Below are 18,124 nucleotides of genomic sequence, written 5' to 3' on the forward strand. Positions count from 1 at the left end.
GGTTAGGTTTAGAACTTATAACTGATGGTAAACAGCAAAGTCCTGCCACGCGCATAGTTATTCAGGACGGAGCGTGTCGTGCCGCCATATTTGCCATTGCATAAACCGTTGGCATCACATTCGACTTCTTCGTCATCTAAACCGCCTTTTCTTTCAAATACGCTGAAATAGCGCTGAGTTGCGGCATCGTTTGCAGCATCCAAAGGATCGATATAGCGCTTATTGAACGCATTTTGAATGTCGAAACGAAGGATAAGGTTTTTCTTCGGTTCGTAATTGGCATAGAAATCAAAAATCAGCGGCTGTCTGTTGATGCTTTCTGTTTTTTTGATCGCCCTTCTGCCCATTTGGTGTGAAGAGTAGGTGTTGGCACCGGTTGTACCGTCAACAAATTCTTCCTCAGTCGTCGCCCGTGTACTTTTGCCGTAATAGCGCATAATGCCGCCGATGGTCAATTTGTTGCCTAACCAGCGGGAACCCAATTCAAACCGCCCGTAATCTCGGGGCAAGCGGGAAATTTTGCTTAAGCCGTAACCTTGTTTGATCTGGTCTTCTTTAGAAGAGTTACGGGGCGACTCGCTGGCATCGCTATAATTGGTCGGCTGGTTGGTTTTTTGATATGCGTAAGACAGGGTTGAAAAAAAGCGGCCGAAATCATAGTTCATTTCCACTTCCAAACCATTTTTATGGACAGGTTTGGCATAGTTTCGATGCTGGATAGAGTATTGCAGGCCGGTACTGGTTACCCAGCTGGGTGCTTTATCCAAATCCCACCATTTGCCATAAACATTGTGAATATAGTTGTTTATCCTGCTGCGATAGGCGACCAGTTTGAAACCCAATACATCATCCGGCTTGAAAATCCCTTTTTTGAAGGTATTGAAGCCTATTTGGTAAGTATTGGCCTGTTCCGGCTTAAGGGCGGTATTGACGCCCGAGTCGCCGATTTGTGAAAAATACATTTCTTGAATATTTGGCATTCTATGCGTACGCGAATAGCTGATAAACGGCATAAAGTAGTCGTTGACATTGATGTTTAATGCCACCGAATGGTTTACCGCATGCTTTTTACCGGATTTGGTATAAACCGGTTCGTAAAGGTCGCAGCTTGGCGTGCAATGCTGTTTATAAATTTCAGAATCTTCTCCAAATGCTTTTTTAAAGTCTTCTTGGGTATTGAAGTAGTCGGTATATTCGCCTTTGTAGCGATAGTTGACTATATTGGTGCTGTAATTCAGTTGATAAATGCCTTTTTTCAAGGAAGTATCAAAATAGAACGTATTGAATTTTTGCTGGCCTGAAGGTTGTAATATGGTTGATTTTTGAGGAAATATTCCTTTGTCGCCTTTGAAGCGGCCTAAAAAGCTGTACAGGCCGGCATCTTGATCGGGACCGTCGTAAAACAGGCTCAGCTCTTCCGGAAAGCGGTTTTTACTGTATTGGTTTTTAAAGAAATTGAAACCGACGGTGGCTTTTAAATCTGTTTTGTTGGGAAGGTTGAAAGAGAAGCGGTTGTTGATATCCAAAAGGTTGGCTGTGTTTTTGGTTTCCAAATAATCCAGCAGCCCCCATCCTGAAAAACGTGAGTTTTTCGGATATTTTTGTTTTCCCAGATTATGGGCGGCCAATACGTTTAAATCGACATAATCGCCAATGTTTAAATTGTAATTGGCTTGGTAGCTGCGATTTTCTACTTTGCGGCTGCCGATACGGTTGTTCATGGTACGAAGCTGAAGATCCAGCTTGTTGTTGTCGTTTTCGTATTCCACTTTGACCAAATGACTGTTTGAGCGTTGTTGCAGGCTGGTAGGGTCGATAGGTGTCAGATCCCATTGCGGTGCCAAATTCTCTTTCCAGCTTCTTTCCAAATCATCAACATAATCTCTTTGCAAAACCTCAGGATCGTTATATTTTTTGGAGAAAGGGTAGTCCCAATAGCTTTTACCGACTGCGTTGCGCTTAGAAAAGTCGCGAACCCAACGATTTTGCCCTTGGTCGAATTTCAATAAGTTGCTTTCAAAATATTCTTGTTTTTTACGGTCCAAATATTCTTCGCCAAAATTGCCGATACGCTGACCGCCGCCGCCTACTTTATAGTTTTGCTCGACATTACGGTGGCTGTAGCCATATAACGCGCCAAGGCGCGCACCGCTGTCAAACCATTTTTGTACCGCTCCGGTTGCCATAAAATTGCTTTTGGTGCTGTTTGTGCCGGTCAATCCTTTGGTTAAAAGCCCAAAGGTATGGTTTCCGTGTACCACATCGTCCACCCGTAAAGTACGGAAATTGGCTGTACCGGATAAGGTATTGATGCCGTTGGCACCCGAGAAACTGCCTTTGGTTACATCCACACCGGCAATAAAATTGGGATCCAGTGCCGTACCGAATTGCGAAGAGCTGCCGCTGCGTCCGGCATCGGCAGAAGTGGAATAGAAGGTTTGGGTTACGCCGTCAACCATCGTATTGACGCGTCCCAAACCGCTATCGCCACGAATATTGACCGCCAATACCCCCGATCCCTTGTCTTGTTGGGTGAAGACGCCGGGCATGCTCCGCACGATGGCATCGATGTTTTCGCTGGATTGATAAACGCGTTCACGCGAACTTTTGGCTTGACCTTCGGTAAAAACTTTTTTCTCTTTGGCAATGTATTTGCCTTTGACTTGAATTTCATCAAGCTCTTGAGTTGAAACCTCGTTTTCTGCGTGTGCGATACTTGTTATAGCCAGTAAAGATAATGTCAGTAGGTTTAATTTGAAATTCGGATTCATAATAGTTACCTCAGAAACGAAGTTCGTTACTTTATAACATATTATTAAACTTCACAAATATTTTAATAATGAATTTCATTTATTAAACAATAAAGCAGATTCTTGTTTTAGGAGATAACTCAAACGCATATGATGAATATGGCTGAAAAGATAAAGCGGGTCTGAATTTGAATTTGATTAGCAGGGAAGAGGGAAGATTTAATTGGATTTAAACAGACGAAAGAAGAAAATTTGATTGCAATATGTGAATTGGGCCGTCGGTTTAAAATGAAACCGGCAAAAAACGTGAAATGCAAAATATAAGATCAATATGAGACCTTTGCAAAGCATATTGCCCGTTGGGCAAATAGAATGGATAATTTGATTATGGACAATTTAAGTCCTGATTATTCTAAATTAGCCAAATTCAAAGGCATTTATCTGATAGGTAATTAGAGCATACTCAAATTGTCCATATAAGGAGCAACAGTGTTTTCGGATAAATATAATCTCAGCCTGAAAGAAAATATCTTTTTGGCCAAAAAGGTATTGGTTGCCCAAATCCACAATCTAAGCCGGTTTGAAAATTGTCAGACAACTTTGTTGCAGACCGAACAAATTATCAACGGCCAAAACGTTGCCTCTGCCTCTTTGGACGATATTCAAACCATTCTAAACCTGAAACGCGCCTATCAATATGTGATACGCCATATCTCAGACGGCTTTCCCGTTGACATTTCACTACTAAAAATAATCAACAGTATTGTTGCCCGGGAAGATTCTTTGTCTCTCGGCGATTTCCGCACCCACTCAGTCGGCGTTACCTTATTTGACGGATCACCCCATACACCGCCCGCTATGTCGGAAGTTGAAGTACGTGACCTGTTTGGTCAAGTTGCAAATCGAAGCCGTTCGTTCACCGAAACTGCCATCCTATCGATGTTGGGCTTTATGCGACAGCAAATCTTTTGGGACGGCAATAAAAGAACGGCCACGCTGTTTGCCAACGCGCTGTTAATAGAAAAAGGCTGCGGTATTTTGGAAATTTCCGAACTGCAAATGCCTGAGTTCAACGAAAAACTTTCAGTTTTCTACTGCTCCGGTGATGATACCGATGTCGCCGTTTATCTTTACCAAAACTGTATTTTTGGTATCGACTATTGAGGCCGACCTGACCATGAAAGCAGCGAGAATCTACCAACGTGTCAGCACTGAAGAACAAAATCTCAAGCGGCAAAACACCCTAATTGAACAAGCCAAAGCTGAAGGTTACTACATTGCGGGTGTCTATAAAGAAAAGGCCTCCGGCGTCCGTGCAGACCGACCTGTGTTGAATCAACTGATTGCAGACTTGCAAGAAGGCGATGTGATCATCACCGAACATATCGACCGCATCAGCCGTTTGCCTTTGGCAGAAGCGGAAAAACTGGTCGGCCGCATCCGCGAGAAAGGTGCGTTCCTGTCCATTCCCGGCATAATCGACCTGAGCCAAATCCATACCGATTCCGAAATTGCCAAAATCGTTTTGGACAGCATACAAACCATGCTGCTCAAAATTGCCCTACAAACGGCCAGAGACGACTATGAACAACGGCGTAACCGTCAAGCCGCCGGCATTGCTGAGGCAAAAAAACAGGGACTTTACAAAGGCCGTCAGGCAAATATCCAAAAGCATAAACTGATTGTCAGCCTACGCCAAAACCATACCCTTCAAGAAACGGCCGCTCTAGCCGGATGCAGCGTATCATTAGTCAAATTGGTAATGCGGCAACACAAACAATCTCAAATCTCAAAAGAGGAATGAAAATTGGCTACATTAATGCAGAAAGACGCTCTAATCGAGCGTGTTGCCAGTGTACAGGCACTTATTTCACGCAAAACTCCCTATTCTGATGTGCGCTCGGAAGACCAAAAACGCATTGCTGAGTTGCGTGGTTTCCTATAAAAATATGAACCTACAGACTCCTATTATCAAAGGTCAACAGGAATACTAACAAAAAGTAAACACTCAAATTTGACACAAAATGCTCACTTCCGAGCAATCATATATTGAACAAGACGATGATCTAATCGTTATTCATTTCCTCAATCTGGAATCTCCTGAATGTTGTCTCCTGAATGTTGTTTGTAATATTACCGCTCACTTCTTGATTCCTGCCATGCAGAAAATAAAAACCTGAAAAACTATTAATATACTTGCTTTCGCTGTTAGCATGTACCTCCCCAAAAACTGTCCAAAACAATTTTAATTTACTGGCCTTTAAGAAGGTTAAGAATTCATCCTTTCTCACCAATAAACTATTTTGGAATTTATCATTTATCTGTGGGTTAAAACAGATTAAATTATTATTTTGATTAATCCAATAACCATCTTTGATGGAGTTTTGCATTTTCATTCCAAGATAAATTAGCGAAGTAGGTGCATTAAATGACATACCTTCATTCCCATAAGTGTCCTCCCAAGAGTATGAATCTACACTAGGTATCACTTTAAATGAAGGCGGTTCACTTTTTCCATACCCATCAACTTCCTTCCATTCAATGGGTCTATTACCAGAAAAAAATTGATTGTAAAAAGCATTACCTTCTGGCATCCGTAATCGTATAATATCTTGTGTTTTGAACCATGATTTTGCATTTGAAAATTCAGACTCATTAATTAAATAACTTTTTATTATCATAAGTTTGTAACTATTATGATTTTCTTTTTGCCCAAATTTCGGCAATTCACAGAATCTATCGTATCTTTCTAACGCAAGCCATTTTTCACCATTAATTGTCAATTCCAGTAAATTACTAATATCAGGAAGTTTATTGTTCCTCACCCAATCATCAATTGATTCATCATCTCGGAAAGTAAAATTATGTTTGGTTTTACATTGTTCTTGATCTTTGTATTGAGAAAATAAACTTGTTATGACTGGTGGTTCGATTATTATTTGGTTTTCGGGCAAATAAAAATTGTCTAACGTTCTTATATAGTCACGCTTTGAATCATCGTTATAGCTATCAGTGAATGCAGGAAAATTATCCATCACTCTTGCCAAAATTTCATATAAAGCTAACCATTGATACTTTTTACCGATTCGCTCAACTTTACTGGTTTCATGTCTTGACCAAGCATACGAATGACAAGTTTTATCAAATTCTTGATGCTTATCATCATCGTAACCAAATTGCTCAAAAATCATTTGGCAAGCATAGTTACTCAGTAAATTAACATCAATAATATCCTTTTTATAATTTCTCCATTGGTGAAAATTAGCTTCAAAAGTGTATCTGCCAAAATCACCATAACGCCCTACGCCACGACCATATTCAGTAGTCATTGAATGTAAAATAACTTTTTGGGCAGAAGAATCATAATTCATATCAATTTCTTCATTGCTAGGCAAAACATCAGGGAAAGAACTTCTATACGGTGGAGTAATTCTTGTTTTGATCGATTTAATATCTTCTAATGAGTAATTACACTTTTGCAAAGAACATTCAATAATACGACTAGCGTAATCACGAACTAAAACATTAGGGTAAATTTCTTCTGCTTCGGATTTATTAAATATCTGATTATCTATCTCTACTGCAAGTGATTTTAAACCTAATAAATTATTTGAATACAAAACCGCACCGTGAATAGCAGATAAGATACCTTCCACAACATAAGGGTCATTAATTGACGTAAATTCCTTAAACAGTTCTAAGGCAATTTCCAATCTATTCCAAAGTAAATGAGCCAGTGCATTAATATAGTCATTTCTATTTTTTTTGTCGGTAGATGTGAATAGCCAACTGACAGCAATTGCTCCCAACAATAATGCTTCTGGTTCAATATTTTCTTGACCACTTGTTTTATTACACCAAGTTAATAATCTATTGATTGCAGGTAAGTTATCAGAATTCAATGTAATACAAGTAGTCCAAGAAGCGTCTCTATCTGCTAAAGAAAAAGATTTCAGCTTTTCATGAAGGTATCTTATATTTAATGGGTGACTAATTTCGGTAGCTAATTGAAATAAAGTATTAACCAAGGTTACTTTATTGCTACAGTCGTTATCATCGAAAAAACGCTGTAACTTTTGCATATTAATAGTTTCAGGCAACCTCCAAAAGAGATTTTCCACAACAATCTCAAACCAAAAACTATCTTTTGTGCAATTAAGCACTTCAAATATTTCGAAATCAAAACGCTCAGGTAATAATACACTCAAAGCTTCCCAAATACCCCTAACATATCTAACTCTGTTATATAAAGCTTTTCCTTGTTCGGTATTTAACCATTGGATAAAATCATCTTTATTATGAATATTTTTTAGAATTAAGTTGGCTTTTTGGTAATCCCCAACCCTTTCATAGTTAAAATCAACATATTCTTCATCGCTATTAGCATAAGCATACCTAGTGATAACATTCTCTTTGATTAAATAATCAAGAAATTTTTTAGCATCTGATTCTGCAATGTCTTCTATTAGCTCATCTCTTATATTTCGTTTAGTTCTAAGATAATCCAAGCGAATTTGACTTCCCTCCAATTGTAAGCTAGAGATCACATCAATTGCTCTTTGAACCAAGTGAGAACCAACATCTTGCTCAATTTGTTCACAAATGCGTTTTTCAACACCCTCTAAATAAGATTTTATAATTTGATTCAATCCTTCTTGTCCCTTAGGAATACAAGTTCTCCCTTGATTTCTCAAAGACTCACAAAATAATTTCAGATATAATGGATTAGAAAATTCTGGATTAAGTAATGGAATGTTAGGTAATTGTAAGCCATAGTAGGGAAAAAATATTTGAATAGCTTCAAATTCTTTATTGTCAAATCCTAGGTGCTTGATGTAGCGTAATTTATCTTGGTTATTTGAATTTAATTGCTTAAAAATAATTTCTTCGTAACTGTCTCGTACACTTATGACTAATCCAATATTTGAATATTGACTCACTAATTCAATAAATCCATTGAGGTGATTATTCCATAAAGATTTACCTTCCCCCTCATTTAAAGCATCTATTGCTAAAATAAACCGTTCCTTTTGCATTTCTCCTATACTATCCAAGGCAGATAAAAAGACTTCAGGTGTTGCATCATGAAGATTTAATTGTTTAAATACTTGATTCCAAACAAAAGATTTTTCAGTAAAATCTTGGCCTAATAACAATAGAGCGTATTTTCCTGATTCTTGACGTTTTTGAATATAATCTCCTATTAAATGGGATTTACCACTACCAGCCTTCCCAGTTAATACCAATACTTTTCCATTAAATAACGATATTTCAGAAGAGTCTAATAATTTAGTAATGTCGTCTAACGCATAGGCTAAGTTTATAAAATGATTACGCTCAATTTTTTTTGCAGTAGATTCATCTGAGCTATTATTAAGAAATTTATGAAGTTTTTCTAATAATTTACTGATTTCTTGTATTAACATATTGACATCAATAATTGTGTCAAGATTGTTAATGGTTGATAAGTTCAGGTGTTTAATTAAAATATCATATACGGTTTCAAAGTACTGGTTTAACTCCGAACAAACATCAATAAATTTATATTGATATTGAACTTCTTTTAACAACTCATTGAATTTATTACTTATATTTTCTTTAAACGAGGGAGTTCTAGCTAAAGCTTCTAATTGTGTCGTAATAGGTAAATTAACATTGATTTCAGGCGTATAACGCACACCAAGATTGCTTATAGCTTGTTGATTATTTTGTTTAAACCAATTTTCTGACAATTCATTTTCATCAAACCAAAAGAATTTTTTACCTGCATTTTCTGGTTTTGATAATAAAATAGATAATTCAAAATTTCCCCAAAATTCAAATTCTATTTCACGACCTTCTGATTGAGCGAATTCTTTCCATTTTCGAATATGGCTTTTCCATTTAGCAAAAAAAGATTCTGTTCCAGGTCTATTGGCATTTGATCTATCGGTTGCTACGCAGACATAATATTTTGTAAGGTTTGGGTAGTTCTTTAAGGCCTCCTTAAAAGAATTTTCAATTTGTTGCCATTGCGATGATGAAAATGAACTCAAAAAATATTTTGCTTGCCATCCATATAAAGAGCCATCCTGAAACTTACACATTGCTTCAATACCACCATCGGGGGCTGATATTCTGATAAATTCTCCCCGTGATTGAAATTCTTGGCGTGCCAATTGGCATACTAATTCTTCAAAAGCATTATTTTGGGAACCTTTTAAAGATTTGATATTTTCCCATCTGATAGACATTTTGATATTTCCATTACTAAAGTTTCTATTTCATCATATGAAAGTTTTCAGTATACTTCAAGTGTTTATAATATCCATTTCCACTTCAATTTTTTCAATATCAGTTCAGTTGTATTACTAATCGGGGATGTTTAGGCAGCTGCACTCAAAGATCACAAAGTAAGTAATAGCTGAAACAGAAGATCTAATTTTTAAAATGCCTCCCTCATTCCTAACTAAAACATAAAATTTATACGACAAAAAAACTCCGACAGGATTTGTAACATCGATCTCTAAATATACTGAACCTCTTGTACCAAAGATAAAAACACCCTTCGGGGTGTTTTTGTATTCTAAACAAAAGGATGCTTGGCTATGGGCAATTTAAATCAAAATGAGTTTTAAATCTTTGGTAAAATGATTTTGTTACAAAATCAAAATTTAAAAACCATGAACGAAATCCCAAAGAAACGAGGCGGCCGTAGAGACGGTGCAGGACGCAAAAGCAAGTCCGGTGAAGCAACGGCAGTTAAGCGTATCCCAGTATCACTGATACCAACAGTGGATGCCATGATTGCTTCTACTGCCCTGCCTCAAGGCAGCCTTATACTCATCAATCGGACAACACTAAAAGTCCCATATGCTCTTGAGAAAATCCCAGCAGGTTTCCCGTCGCCGGCGGAGCCGTATATTGCCGATTATCTCGATTTCAACGAATACCTCATTGCCACCCCATCCGCCACCTTTGCCGCCCGTTCTGGTGGATATTCCATGCTAGATGCTGGGATTAGCAAAGACGATATTATGATTATTGACCGTTCAAAAACTCCGAAACACGGCGATATTGTGATGGCGGATTTAGGCAACGAGTTTACGATCAAACGGCTATACAAAGTTCCCGGCCGTAAGCCTGAGCTGCACTCTGAAAACGCTTCCGGCGAGTACCCTGATTTTGTACCTGATGAAAGCGATACTTGGACAATCATTGGTGTCGTTACTTTTGTTATTAAAGATGTTCGCCAGGGAAGCTAAGATGTTTGCTCTCATTGATGGGAACAGTTTTTACTGTTCTTGTGAAAGAGTTTTCAGACCGGAATTGAAGAATGTTCCGGTTGTCGTCTTATCGAACAACGATGGCTGCGTGGTTGCACGATCTGCTGAGGCAAAGGCTTTAGGCATTAAGATGGGGGAACCCTATTTCCGTGTGAAACACTTAGTTTCTCAAGGTCGTCTGAAAGCCTTTTCCAGCAACTACGAACTCTATGCCGACCTGTCCCGTAGGATGATGGAAACCATCGCCGGTTGTGTACCGGCGGTAGAAATTTATTCGATAGATGAATGTTTTGCCACTATGGCAAATATTGGAGACCATGCTGGACTCGGCCGCGAAATCCGTCGCCGAGTATTGCAGTGGGTTGGCATACCGACCTGCGTCGGCATCGCACCGACCAAGACGCTGGCCAAGTTTTGCAATTACTTGGCAAAAAAATATCCCTCCCACTTTGGCGGTGTAGTTGTTTGGACTGACTGGACTGAGTCTATACGTCTGAGAGCTTTACGAAGTGAAGCCGTAAGTGAAATATGGGGAATTGGGAACAAGATAGCTGCAAAATTGGCAGCTCAGGGAATATTTACAGCTTTGGACTTTGTACTTGCTGATACAGCCACCCTACGCCTTCGTTATGGCGTAACTATCGAGCGGACACAGAGAGAAATGCAAGGCATAGTTTGTGATGGTTTACATCCCAAGCCTGCACCCAAGCAAAATCTTGTTCGTAGTCGGAGTTTTGGAGTACGCATAGACACACTGGATGCGCTACAGGCTGCCATAACGCATCATATCAGTTCAGGTGCCGAAACATTGCGTAAAGACAAATTGACCGCCTCATCTGTTTCCGTATTTCTACATACAGATTTTTTCAAAGAATCTGAGCCACAATATCACAACAGTCAAACAATAAGCCTAATTGTGCCGACATCCGACACTGTACTGTTAAATCACGCGGCACAAAAAATTCTAGCGACTATCTTCCGCAGTGGCTACCTCTACAAAAAATGCGGAATCGAATTACATGGCTTAAAGCCTGCCGAACAGATACAGGCTGATCTTTGGCAGTCTGTCACTAACAACCCAGTCATGGAGGCATGGGACAAAATCAATCGTCAGTATGGTAAAGGTCGTCTGAAACTTGCATCAGAACTATTGGCAAACAACTGGGAGATGAATAGAGACAGATTGAGTCAGTGCTATACCACACGTTTTACTGATTTGCCCATAGTTTGACAGCGGATCGGTTGCACAATCTCCTCAAAATCTATGAATAACCCATAACCAAAAATAAGATTCTGTATATTTCAGATGAGCTTATTATTAGACGTAATAGATAAAGACTCGGTTCTTCTCCATCATGATTTTAAGTTTCCTCAAAATAATCCCAATTTTTCATAAATAAAAAAGCCCGCCGTAGGGGGCAAGAGAAAAATAGGCGTGGCAATTTTGCAGGTTGCCGAAGGTGCCGGAAAAGTTGCCTAAGTCTGTTTTTCTCTTGGGGGCGTGGGGACGTTTCTGCCGAACCTTGAGAGGCGGTAACGGGGCTGCGGCGGGCGTTTTTTCCGTTCAGTTTCCTTCGGCATATAGAGGTCGTCTGAAATTGCTGTTTCAGACGACCTCTATATCTTAGTCATTGTAAATAATCTGCTCTACCGTCCACCATGTATGCGGGTAATTAGCCTTAAAATCTTCAATTTTCCATTGAATATTTTCATCATAAATCCCTGTTTCATAGATAAATTTTTTATCTGAGCCTATAAAATGTGTTGCCCTTATGCAACCTTTTCTAATGCTTGCCTCTACTTCAGATACGTTTTCTAACATCAATAGCTTTATTAGGGCTTCAGTATCCAGCCTCGTTTCAGTAGGAATTTTACCTTTGAGACATTCAGAAAACATTTTGTCATACATTTCACGCGGCAATAATGCAAATGTTTCTGTCATCGTTCCAACGCTATAATCATGACAGGTATCCATCAACAAATCATAGGTCAAATCTGAACTGCCTTTTAAAGCGGTTGCAAAAAGTTCGACACAATCGTCAGCCGTCAAGCCGTCATTCAGTGCATCCATATGCCGCCACATCCGCATAAAAATTTCTCGGATTTCTTTCGGGCTTAACGCCGAAATTTCATTTAAAATTCTATCTATCATATTCACTTCTTTAACTTCTTGAATCATCACTCTTCTGCCTTTCTTTAAAACAAAACCAACTGTTCTTCCAATGTCAATAAGGGGGCGGTTATCTTCGTTTCGTCTTGGCTGTGCTGTTTTGCGTCGAAAGCGGCTTTTTTGTCGGCTTCAATTTCGGCTTTCATATCGTCTTCAAAACCGCCACGCAACCAATGCACCGTCCGCCATGCCGTATGAAATTCGTTTTTTATACTGTCTCCATGTATGATTTTTGCGGGGATACCGTAAAAATGACATTGCACAAAACACATCCACACACACAAAACATCTATATCCACCGCAACCGTCGCCATATGCAAAGTTGGAACTTTTCCGCTATCGGCGATATGTTCAGCAAAGGCAAGCAGATTCGCACCGCTCCCACAACACGGCTCAAGCAAGGAAACAAATCTTTGTTTTTCCAGTTTCTCCGCCGTGTCGATTCCTACCAGTTTCGCCATCACTCTTGACACTGCCATCGGCGTAAAATACTGCCCATTACGCTCGTTTGACGCGCCCAAGTCCATATAAAGCTCACCCAAAAAATCTTCGTAGCTTCCGACGTTTACCGCTCTAATGCAGCCCGAAGCCAAAACGCCCAACAGCTCAGGAAAAATTTTAAAAGCCTCTTCTTTATATTCTCGGCGGATAGTGTGGTATCGCTCCTCGCGTATTTCCCAATCATCATCCCGCATATAACTATTAAAAATCGCAAGGGCTGCCAGCTCTACGAAATCACGAAAAACATCAGACGGTTTATACGTCGCACCGAATAAATAAATGAGTTTTTTCAGCTCTTTAACCGTGTTATCCATTTTTTGCTCCCGAAGGTTTCAGACGACCTTTGCCGCCCGAAACCGTTTAAATGCCATTACCACCAACTGTCATAGAAAACTGCTCGCCCCTCAGCTATCGCTAACCGCGCATTCGCTATAAAGGTTTTGGTTTCAGTAATGTCATCGGGATATATTTGCGAGTCTCCAAAGAAAAAGCCCGGCGTGTGTTCTAGTTTTTCATCATTTAAATCAGCTTCCAGCCGTTCCAAATCTTCGAGTTCTAAGCGCACAGTGCAACAATTAAATACATCAGCTTTGCCGCCTTTTTGCCGATATAGTTTTTCCATCCAGCCATGTAGATGGTTAAATTTCCGCCAGTACGCAAATTGATTCAGTTCTGCTTCATCGCGTTCATCCTCACTCACATTCACATCGGTTTGACGGTCGCCGACAAACTCGGCATTCATGGTGTAGCCGTACATATCAAGTCCCATTTGATAATCCTTTCATAAATGTTCATTCATAAATAATCAACCATCGGGGGCAGCGGCCGCCGTGTTGTGATGTCGTAAAAAATTTCAAAGCGCAAAAAGTCCAGACTGGCTTTGTGCGGCTTTCATCTTTGTCCGGTGCGCCCTCTGCGGCGTGGTGGAAAAGGTGGAAGCCGTGCAAAGACACTTGTCTTGGTCTGGACTTTTTGCGCTTTGAAATTTAGACATCAACCAACAACACGGCGGCCGCTGCCCCCGATGGTTGTTTCAAACCTTCAGCCGCTTTGCGGCGTTTCCGCCCTTTTGGGCGGAATCAGGGTGGTAAAACCACCCTGTTTTTGGCACTCGTTGCCTATCCTGCGTCTTGTTTTGATTTGCTGTTTATATGGGATATAGGCGTTACTTTGAGGAGGTGATACGCATGGACTTGGATATGTGTGAATATACTGAAGTATGGAAATGTATTTATTTGATTATTTGACATACTAATTATATAAATAATGATTATTTATAATTTCTTTAGTATTTTTGAGATTAAGAATGTTGATTTTTGGAATAAATATGTATATATTGACACTTATATATGAATTTAAGTGAATAGATACGCATATGAGCGATTTAGAAGACTTCGTGAAGAACAATGCTCCGTCAGGCAAAAAATCCAAACTTGATGCCTTTGCCGGAGAGATTTTCACATTAAAAAACTTGGGTTACTCAGAAAAAGATATTCTGAGATTCCTGCTTGAAAAAAAGGGAATGACAGTAAGCCAGCCAACTCTGAACAGGTTTATCCGTAGCCATACTGGTAAAACTGTCGTATCACCCGAGATAAATCATCAATCTATTAATGATTCCGTACAAGTCAAAAACAGACAGGCAAGCACCGTTACTCAGACAGTTCCTGACCAAAAACAAACTAACTCTGAAATATCGGAACGTCCAATCATCGGCAAGTTTGACTTGAACCGTGAAATCAATGTTGAAGAACTGATGTAAAAAAGCCGTCTGATTCACTCAGACGGCTGTACCAACAATAACGAATTATTTAATCTGCTCGACTACCAAGCCCTTACTTTCAAGCAAAACTGCTGCCTTACGGTCAAAAGTAACGAAACACGACGCTCCCATCATGCGTCCCAAAAACTCGTTGACTCCGTCGGCAAAATCGCCATTGTCTTCCATAATTGCAAATCCCGCTCCCAACTCGTCCTCCTGAATAACCAAATTGGGGATAGATTCGGAGAAACTGCGAAGTTGTTGCAAAACAAGGTTTTTTTCCATTTTATAACTACGGGTCAAAACCCATACGCATTCTAAAAATACCGTGGTTGGCACAATCACACTATCAGCACTTTCCAGTAATTCCAATGCCTTATCTCTTTGTACCAAATCGTCATCAACGAACAACCTTACCAAAACATTGGTATCAATAGCAATCTGCCTCATTTGAGTTTCAATCCTTCTAAACCTGCCGCTGCCCCAGCATCGGCAATAGCTTCGTTCAGCTCATCAATGGATAGATGGACATCATGCGGATTGCCTAAACAACCGGCGAAATCCCTAAATGATTTGTGAGAAACAGTTTTCTTCTTTTCTGCCCGTATCCGCAGCTCGCCGTTAGGCAGTTTGCTGACATGGATTCTGTCTCCGGCAGTAATGCCCAAATGCAGCAAAAACTCTTTTTTCAGCGTAACCTGATTTTTAGCGGTTAATCTCAAAGCCGTTCCCATGATTAATCTCCATCAAACAAAGTAAGGTAACTTTACCTTACTTTGTATCTCGTCTCAACCCATTTATCCACAAAACCTGTACATATCCCTCCCTCAAAAACGCTCTATATCCTCCCAAACGTCAATATCCATCTGTATCAGCCATAAATTGCACAAAAAACAATCAGGCGGCCGCCTGTAATATTTTTTGATAGTGGTCTGTGAATGTGGTCTTTGTATAAAGGTCGTCCTATGTGGACAAAGTTCTCTGTCCTCAAAAGCCAATGTTCTTTGATCAATATGTACAAACACAGTATTTTCAATTACTTATTTCAAACAAAAAAGGGGATTTTTATCATCTGATTCGGGTAAAAATAGAAATATGAGACGGAAAAACAGGTGAGCATATCCCAATCGGTGCCGCATAACAGGCAAAACAGCCTTTCAGACGACCTTTTCGGCTTCAAAGGGCGCAAAAAAAGCTGCCGGAGCAGCGTTTGGGCGCGACTGTGCCAACAGCCTGACGTTTACTGTTTTTTCTTGTAGTAATTTATGAGATTTTGACGATTAGGATTGTCAGGATTCCGCTGTCCGCCTGTATCGGGGGGCGGATGGGAGGATTGTTTGATTTGCGCCTCGTATTCCGCCTTAGCTTTGCGCGTGGCCGCTTCGGACGTCGGCGGCGCAGGCATGTTGGAGGGACGGTCGGATGGATAGAAGCCCCCCCAGCCGTTCAGAATCGATTTCTGCATCACGCCATTGAGGTCATAGTTTTTGTTTTTCAGGTCTTTGAGCTGGTTGAGCAGGATTTTTTTCTGCTTGATATTGAGGGGCTTGCCTTTTTCGGCGCGCATCTTCAAAAAGTCATTCCAAAGACCGAGATTAATCCATTTCTCGAGGCGGAAATTGTCTGTATCGATATGATAGCGGCTGTCGAATTGAGGCACTGCCTCGCCTTTGACCTGATAACAAAGTTCGAGCAGACGCTCCTTATTAAGCTGCCAGTGCATTCTGCCGTGTACGCCTGCGCGTCGGCATTGGATTACGCCTTTGCCCGATAAAAACTTCCGCGCCTTCTCGTAGCCACGACGGGTTAAGCCCAACTCGTCGAGCAACTGGACAGCGGTTTTATAAAACCACCCCCGACGCTGTGGCTCTTTATCGGCCACATCACTCCACCAAAACAACCCTGACAGCAGAGTCGCCGCCTGAATATTGGATCCGCACAAAAGCCCGAACTCGCGGTAAACCACGAAGTCCGTTGTAATGTGATGGCGGATGTCAGCGGTGAGCATGGTTATTTATTTTCTCTTGTTGTAAAGAGAAGGATTGACTTTCAATTTCCCATTTGTGATTTTCTCAATCCTATATGCTTGTTTTTCGGGAATAATATCCTTCCATTGAGTGACTGCTGAAGGGCTAACATCCAAGTGCTGAGCGGTGGCACTTTTAGAGCCGAAGAATTTTAGGACATCTGCTTTCAACATAATTTTTACCTGTCATTTTAAGTATTCTTAAATTATAAGTGTGAAGAAAACTTAAAGCAAGATGGGTTAAGATAACTTAAATACTTCTCAAGCAGGCTAATATCGTGAATAAGACAATCGGACAACGGATTCGGCAAAAAAGGAAAGAGTTCAAATGGACTCAACAAGAACTGGCGAAGAAGCTCAAAGATATTTCCCACGTGGCAATTTCCCAGTGGGAATCAAATACGACTAAGCCTAATGCAGAAAATTTATACGAGCTATCTCAAGTACTCGGTTGCGATTTAGGCTGGCTTTTAAAAGGTGAAGGCGAAGATACAAACACCAATGTAGTTTTTATAGAGGATTCAAACAATCGGAAAATTCCCGTTTTGGATGTTGCTCAAATAGAAAATTGGAATCTGCGGATACCAATACCCAATCCAATAAAAGGAGCTTATCTTATGAGTAATATCCATGACCCCAACAAATGCTTCGCATTGAAAATTTCCGGTGATTCAATGAATCCAGATTTTGTAGAAGGAGATTTGATCGTCGTTGATATAGAACAAAAGCCTGAACCTGGTGAATTTGTAGTTGCTCGCATTGATAAGGATGTAGTCTTCAGAAAATATCAAGTAGTAAGTTCTGTGAACGGAGAACCCGAATGTTTTTCTCTTTCTCCATTAAATCGGGACTTTCCACCGTTCTCTTCTTCACGTCACACCATTGAAATTATTGGTACCATGGTTGAACATCGCATTTTTCGAAGGAAGCGATAAAAAGTCTAATTCTCCCAATAAAAGGTCGTCTGAGTTATCAGATGACCTTTTATTTTATATATAAAACAAAGACATGGGAAAGATCAATCACAAAAAATAAAGATATCTTAAATTTCAGCTTGCTTAATTATTTAAGTTATCTTAAAATTAGATTCATCGAAATTAAACGCTCTTTAAATCTTTGGAACGAAGCAACCGGCCTTCGGAGTTTTTTTCGGAGTATAACCCCCGAAAAAAACAGGCGTAGAAAAGGCGATCGAGCCTTTGGGTTAGAACAAACGGTTGCTGGCAGCTTTCAACCTGCCAAAAAAAAATGCCGCGCATCCGGGTAGCCTGATGAGAGGGTCCGGTAACAGGCGGCAAGTTGGACGTATTTTTTAATCGGGACGTAATCCCGATGCAGCAGCGATAATCTGCGGACAAGCTGCAAAATACATTTTGATTTTTCTTTTGCCCGCCATGAGCGGGTATTTATCGGATAAATCCGATAGGCGTATGCCCAAATGTTCAGACGGCTCTACCCGTCTTTAAACATGTATCCAAATCCAAGCCCACTTCTTGCACAAGTGGGTTTCCGTTTGGGTTCATCCAAAATAATAATAAAGTTTATTATTTCAGATAGTTTATTATTATAGTTCAAAGGAGAAGTTATGACAAATATGACAAAGGATGAAATTAAAGCCCTGCAAATCGAGGGTAGGTTTGCAGGATTTTT

The 18,124-nt window shown here is 40.1% G+C and carries 15 protein-coding genes; 6 read left to right on the top strand and 9 right to left on the bottom strand.

Translation table 11 applies throughout. The features are described from left to right. Nucleotides 1-8: 8 nt before the first annotated feature. Nucleotides 9-2,771 carry a TonB-dependent receptor domain-containing protein gene (locus H3L95_RS06240; RefSeq protein WP_003759606.1) on the bottom strand — a complete coding sequence of 921 codons (2,763 nt, stop codon included), beginning with the start codon at nucleotides 2,769-2,771 and terminating at the stop codon, nucleotides 9-11. Between the two features lie 468 nt (nucleotides 2,772-3,239). On the opposite strand from H3L95_RS06240, the gene H3L95_RS06245 reads away from it, so the two are divergent. Together H3L95_RS06245 and H3L95_RS06250 are read left to right on the top strand one after the other, a co-directional pair. Further along, nucleotides 3,240-3,914, top strand: a complete 675-nt coding sequence (locus H3L95_RS06245) for a Fic family protein (protein ID WP_003759605.1) — start codon at nucleotides 3,240-3,242, stop codon at nucleotides 3,912-3,914. A gap of 13 nt (nucleotides 3,915-3,927) precedes the next feature. Beyond that, complete coding sequence (locus tag H3L95_RS06250; RefSeq protein WP_003759603.1) at nucleotides 3,928-4,554, top strand: recombinase family protein; 627 nt, start codon at nucleotides 3,928-3,930, stop codon at nucleotides 4,552-4,554. Nucleotides 4,555-4,816: 262 nt separating this feature from the next. Here the strand turns inward: H3L95_RS06250 and H3L95_RS06255 are convergent, their stop codons facing one another. After that, nucleotides 4,817-8,983, bottom strand: coding sequence for an NACHT domain-containing protein (locus H3L95_RS06255; protein WP_003759601.1), 4,167 nt, complete (start codon nucleotides 8,981-8,983; stop codon nucleotides 4,817-4,819). Nucleotides 8,984-9,412: 429 nt separating this feature from the next. Here H3L95_RS06255 and H3L95_RS06260 point away from each other — a divergent pair, with 429 nt between their 5' ends. Next, nucleotides 9,413-9,994 carry a LexA family protein gene (locus H3L95_RS06260; RefSeq protein WP_094105975.1) on the top strand — a complete coding sequence of 194 codons (582 nt, stop codon included), beginning with the start codon at nucleotides 9,413-9,415 and terminating at the stop codon, nucleotides 9,992-9,994. Between the two features lies 1 nt (nucleotide 9,995). Then, nucleotides 9,996-11,246: a Y-family DNA polymerase gene (locus H3L95_RS06265; RefSeq protein WP_040668747.1), complete on the top strand. Its 1,251-nt coding sequence runs from the start codon at nucleotides 9,996-9,998 to the stop codon at nucleotides 11,244-11,246. 393 nt (nucleotides 11,247-11,639) lie between these two features. On the opposite strand, the gene H3L95_RS06270 is transcribed toward H3L95_RS06265, so the two are convergent. The 3 genes from H3L95_RS06270 to H3L95_RS06280 are packed head-to-tail and all read right to left on the bottom strand — an operon-like array spanning nucleotide 11,640 to nucleotide 13,455. Continuing rightward, nucleotides 11,640-12,194: a hypothetical protein gene (locus H3L95_RS06270; RefSeq protein ID WP_003759592.1), complete on the bottom strand. Its 555-nt coding sequence runs from the start codon at nucleotides 12,192-12,194 to the stop codon at nucleotides 11,640-11,642. 17 nt (nucleotides 12,195-12,211) lie between these two features. After that, nucleotides 12,212-13,000: an N-6 DNA methylase gene (locus H3L95_RS06275; protein ID WP_003759591.1), complete on the bottom strand. Its 789-nt coding sequence runs from the start codon at nucleotides 12,998-13,000 to the stop codon at nucleotides 12,212-12,214. A gap of 56 nt (nucleotides 13,001-13,056) precedes the next feature. Then, a complete protein-coding gene (locus tag H3L95_RS06280; protein WP_003759589.1) occupies nucleotides 13,057-13,455 on the bottom strand; it encodes a hypothetical protein in 399 nt (132 codons plus the stop codon). A gap of 606 nt (nucleotides 13,456-14,061) precedes the next feature. Between H3L95_RS06280 and H3L95_RS06285 the strand changes: the two genes are divergently transcribed. Further along, nucleotides 14,062-14,448 carry a hypothetical protein gene (locus tag H3L95_RS06285; protein WP_003759584.1) on the top strand — a complete coding sequence of 129 codons (387 nt, stop codon included), beginning with the start codon at nucleotides 14,062-14,064 and terminating at the stop codon, nucleotides 14,446-14,448. A gap of 45 nt (nucleotides 14,449-14,493) precedes the next feature. Here the strand turns inward: H3L95_RS06285 and H3L95_RS06290 are convergent, their stop codons facing one another. The 4 genes from H3L95_RS06290 to H3L95_RS06305 form a co-directional block, all read right to left on the bottom strand. Then, on the bottom strand, nucleotides 14,494-14,898 hold the full coding sequence (locus tag H3L95_RS06290; RefSeq protein ID WP_003759582.1) for a type II toxin-antitoxin system VapC family toxin: 405 nt from the start codon (nucleotides 14,896-14,898) through the stop codon (nucleotides 14,494-14,496). Then, nucleotides 14,895-15,182, bottom strand: a complete 288-nt coding sequence (locus H3L95_RS06295) for an AbrB/MazE/SpoVT family DNA-binding domain-containing protein (RefSeq protein WP_003759581.1) — start codon at nucleotides 15,180-15,182, stop codon at nucleotides 14,895-14,897. Before H3L95_RS06295 ends, H3L95_RS06290 begins: the two co-directional genes overlap by 4 nt. Nucleotides 15,183-15,688: 506 nt before the next feature. Continuing rightward, nucleotides 15,689-16,456, bottom strand: coding sequence for a phage replication initiator YdaU family protein (locus tag H3L95_RS06300; protein ID WP_003759577.1), 768 nt, complete (start codon nucleotides 16,454-16,456; stop codon nucleotides 15,689-15,691). 6 nt (nucleotides 16,457-16,462) lie between these two features. Then, a complete protein-coding gene (locus tag H3L95_RS06305; RefSeq protein ID WP_003759576.1) occupies nucleotides 16,463-16,648 on the bottom strand; it encodes a Cro/CI family transcriptional regulator in 186 nt (61 codons plus the stop codon). Nucleotides 16,649-16,752: 104 nt separating this feature from the next. On the opposite strand from H3L95_RS06305, the gene H3L95_RS06310 reads away from it, so the two are divergent. Then, entirely contained in the window at nucleotides 16,753-17,409 is a 657-nt protein-coding gene (locus H3L95_RS06310) for a LexA family protein (protein ID WP_003759573.1), read from the top strand. Nucleotides 17,410-18,124 lie beyond the last annotated feature (715 nt).

It is taken from the genome of Neisseria sicca (genome assembly GCF_014054945.1).
Lineage (GTDB): Bacteria > Pseudomonadota > Gammaproteobacteria > Burkholderiales > Neisseriaceae > Neisseria > Neisseria sicca.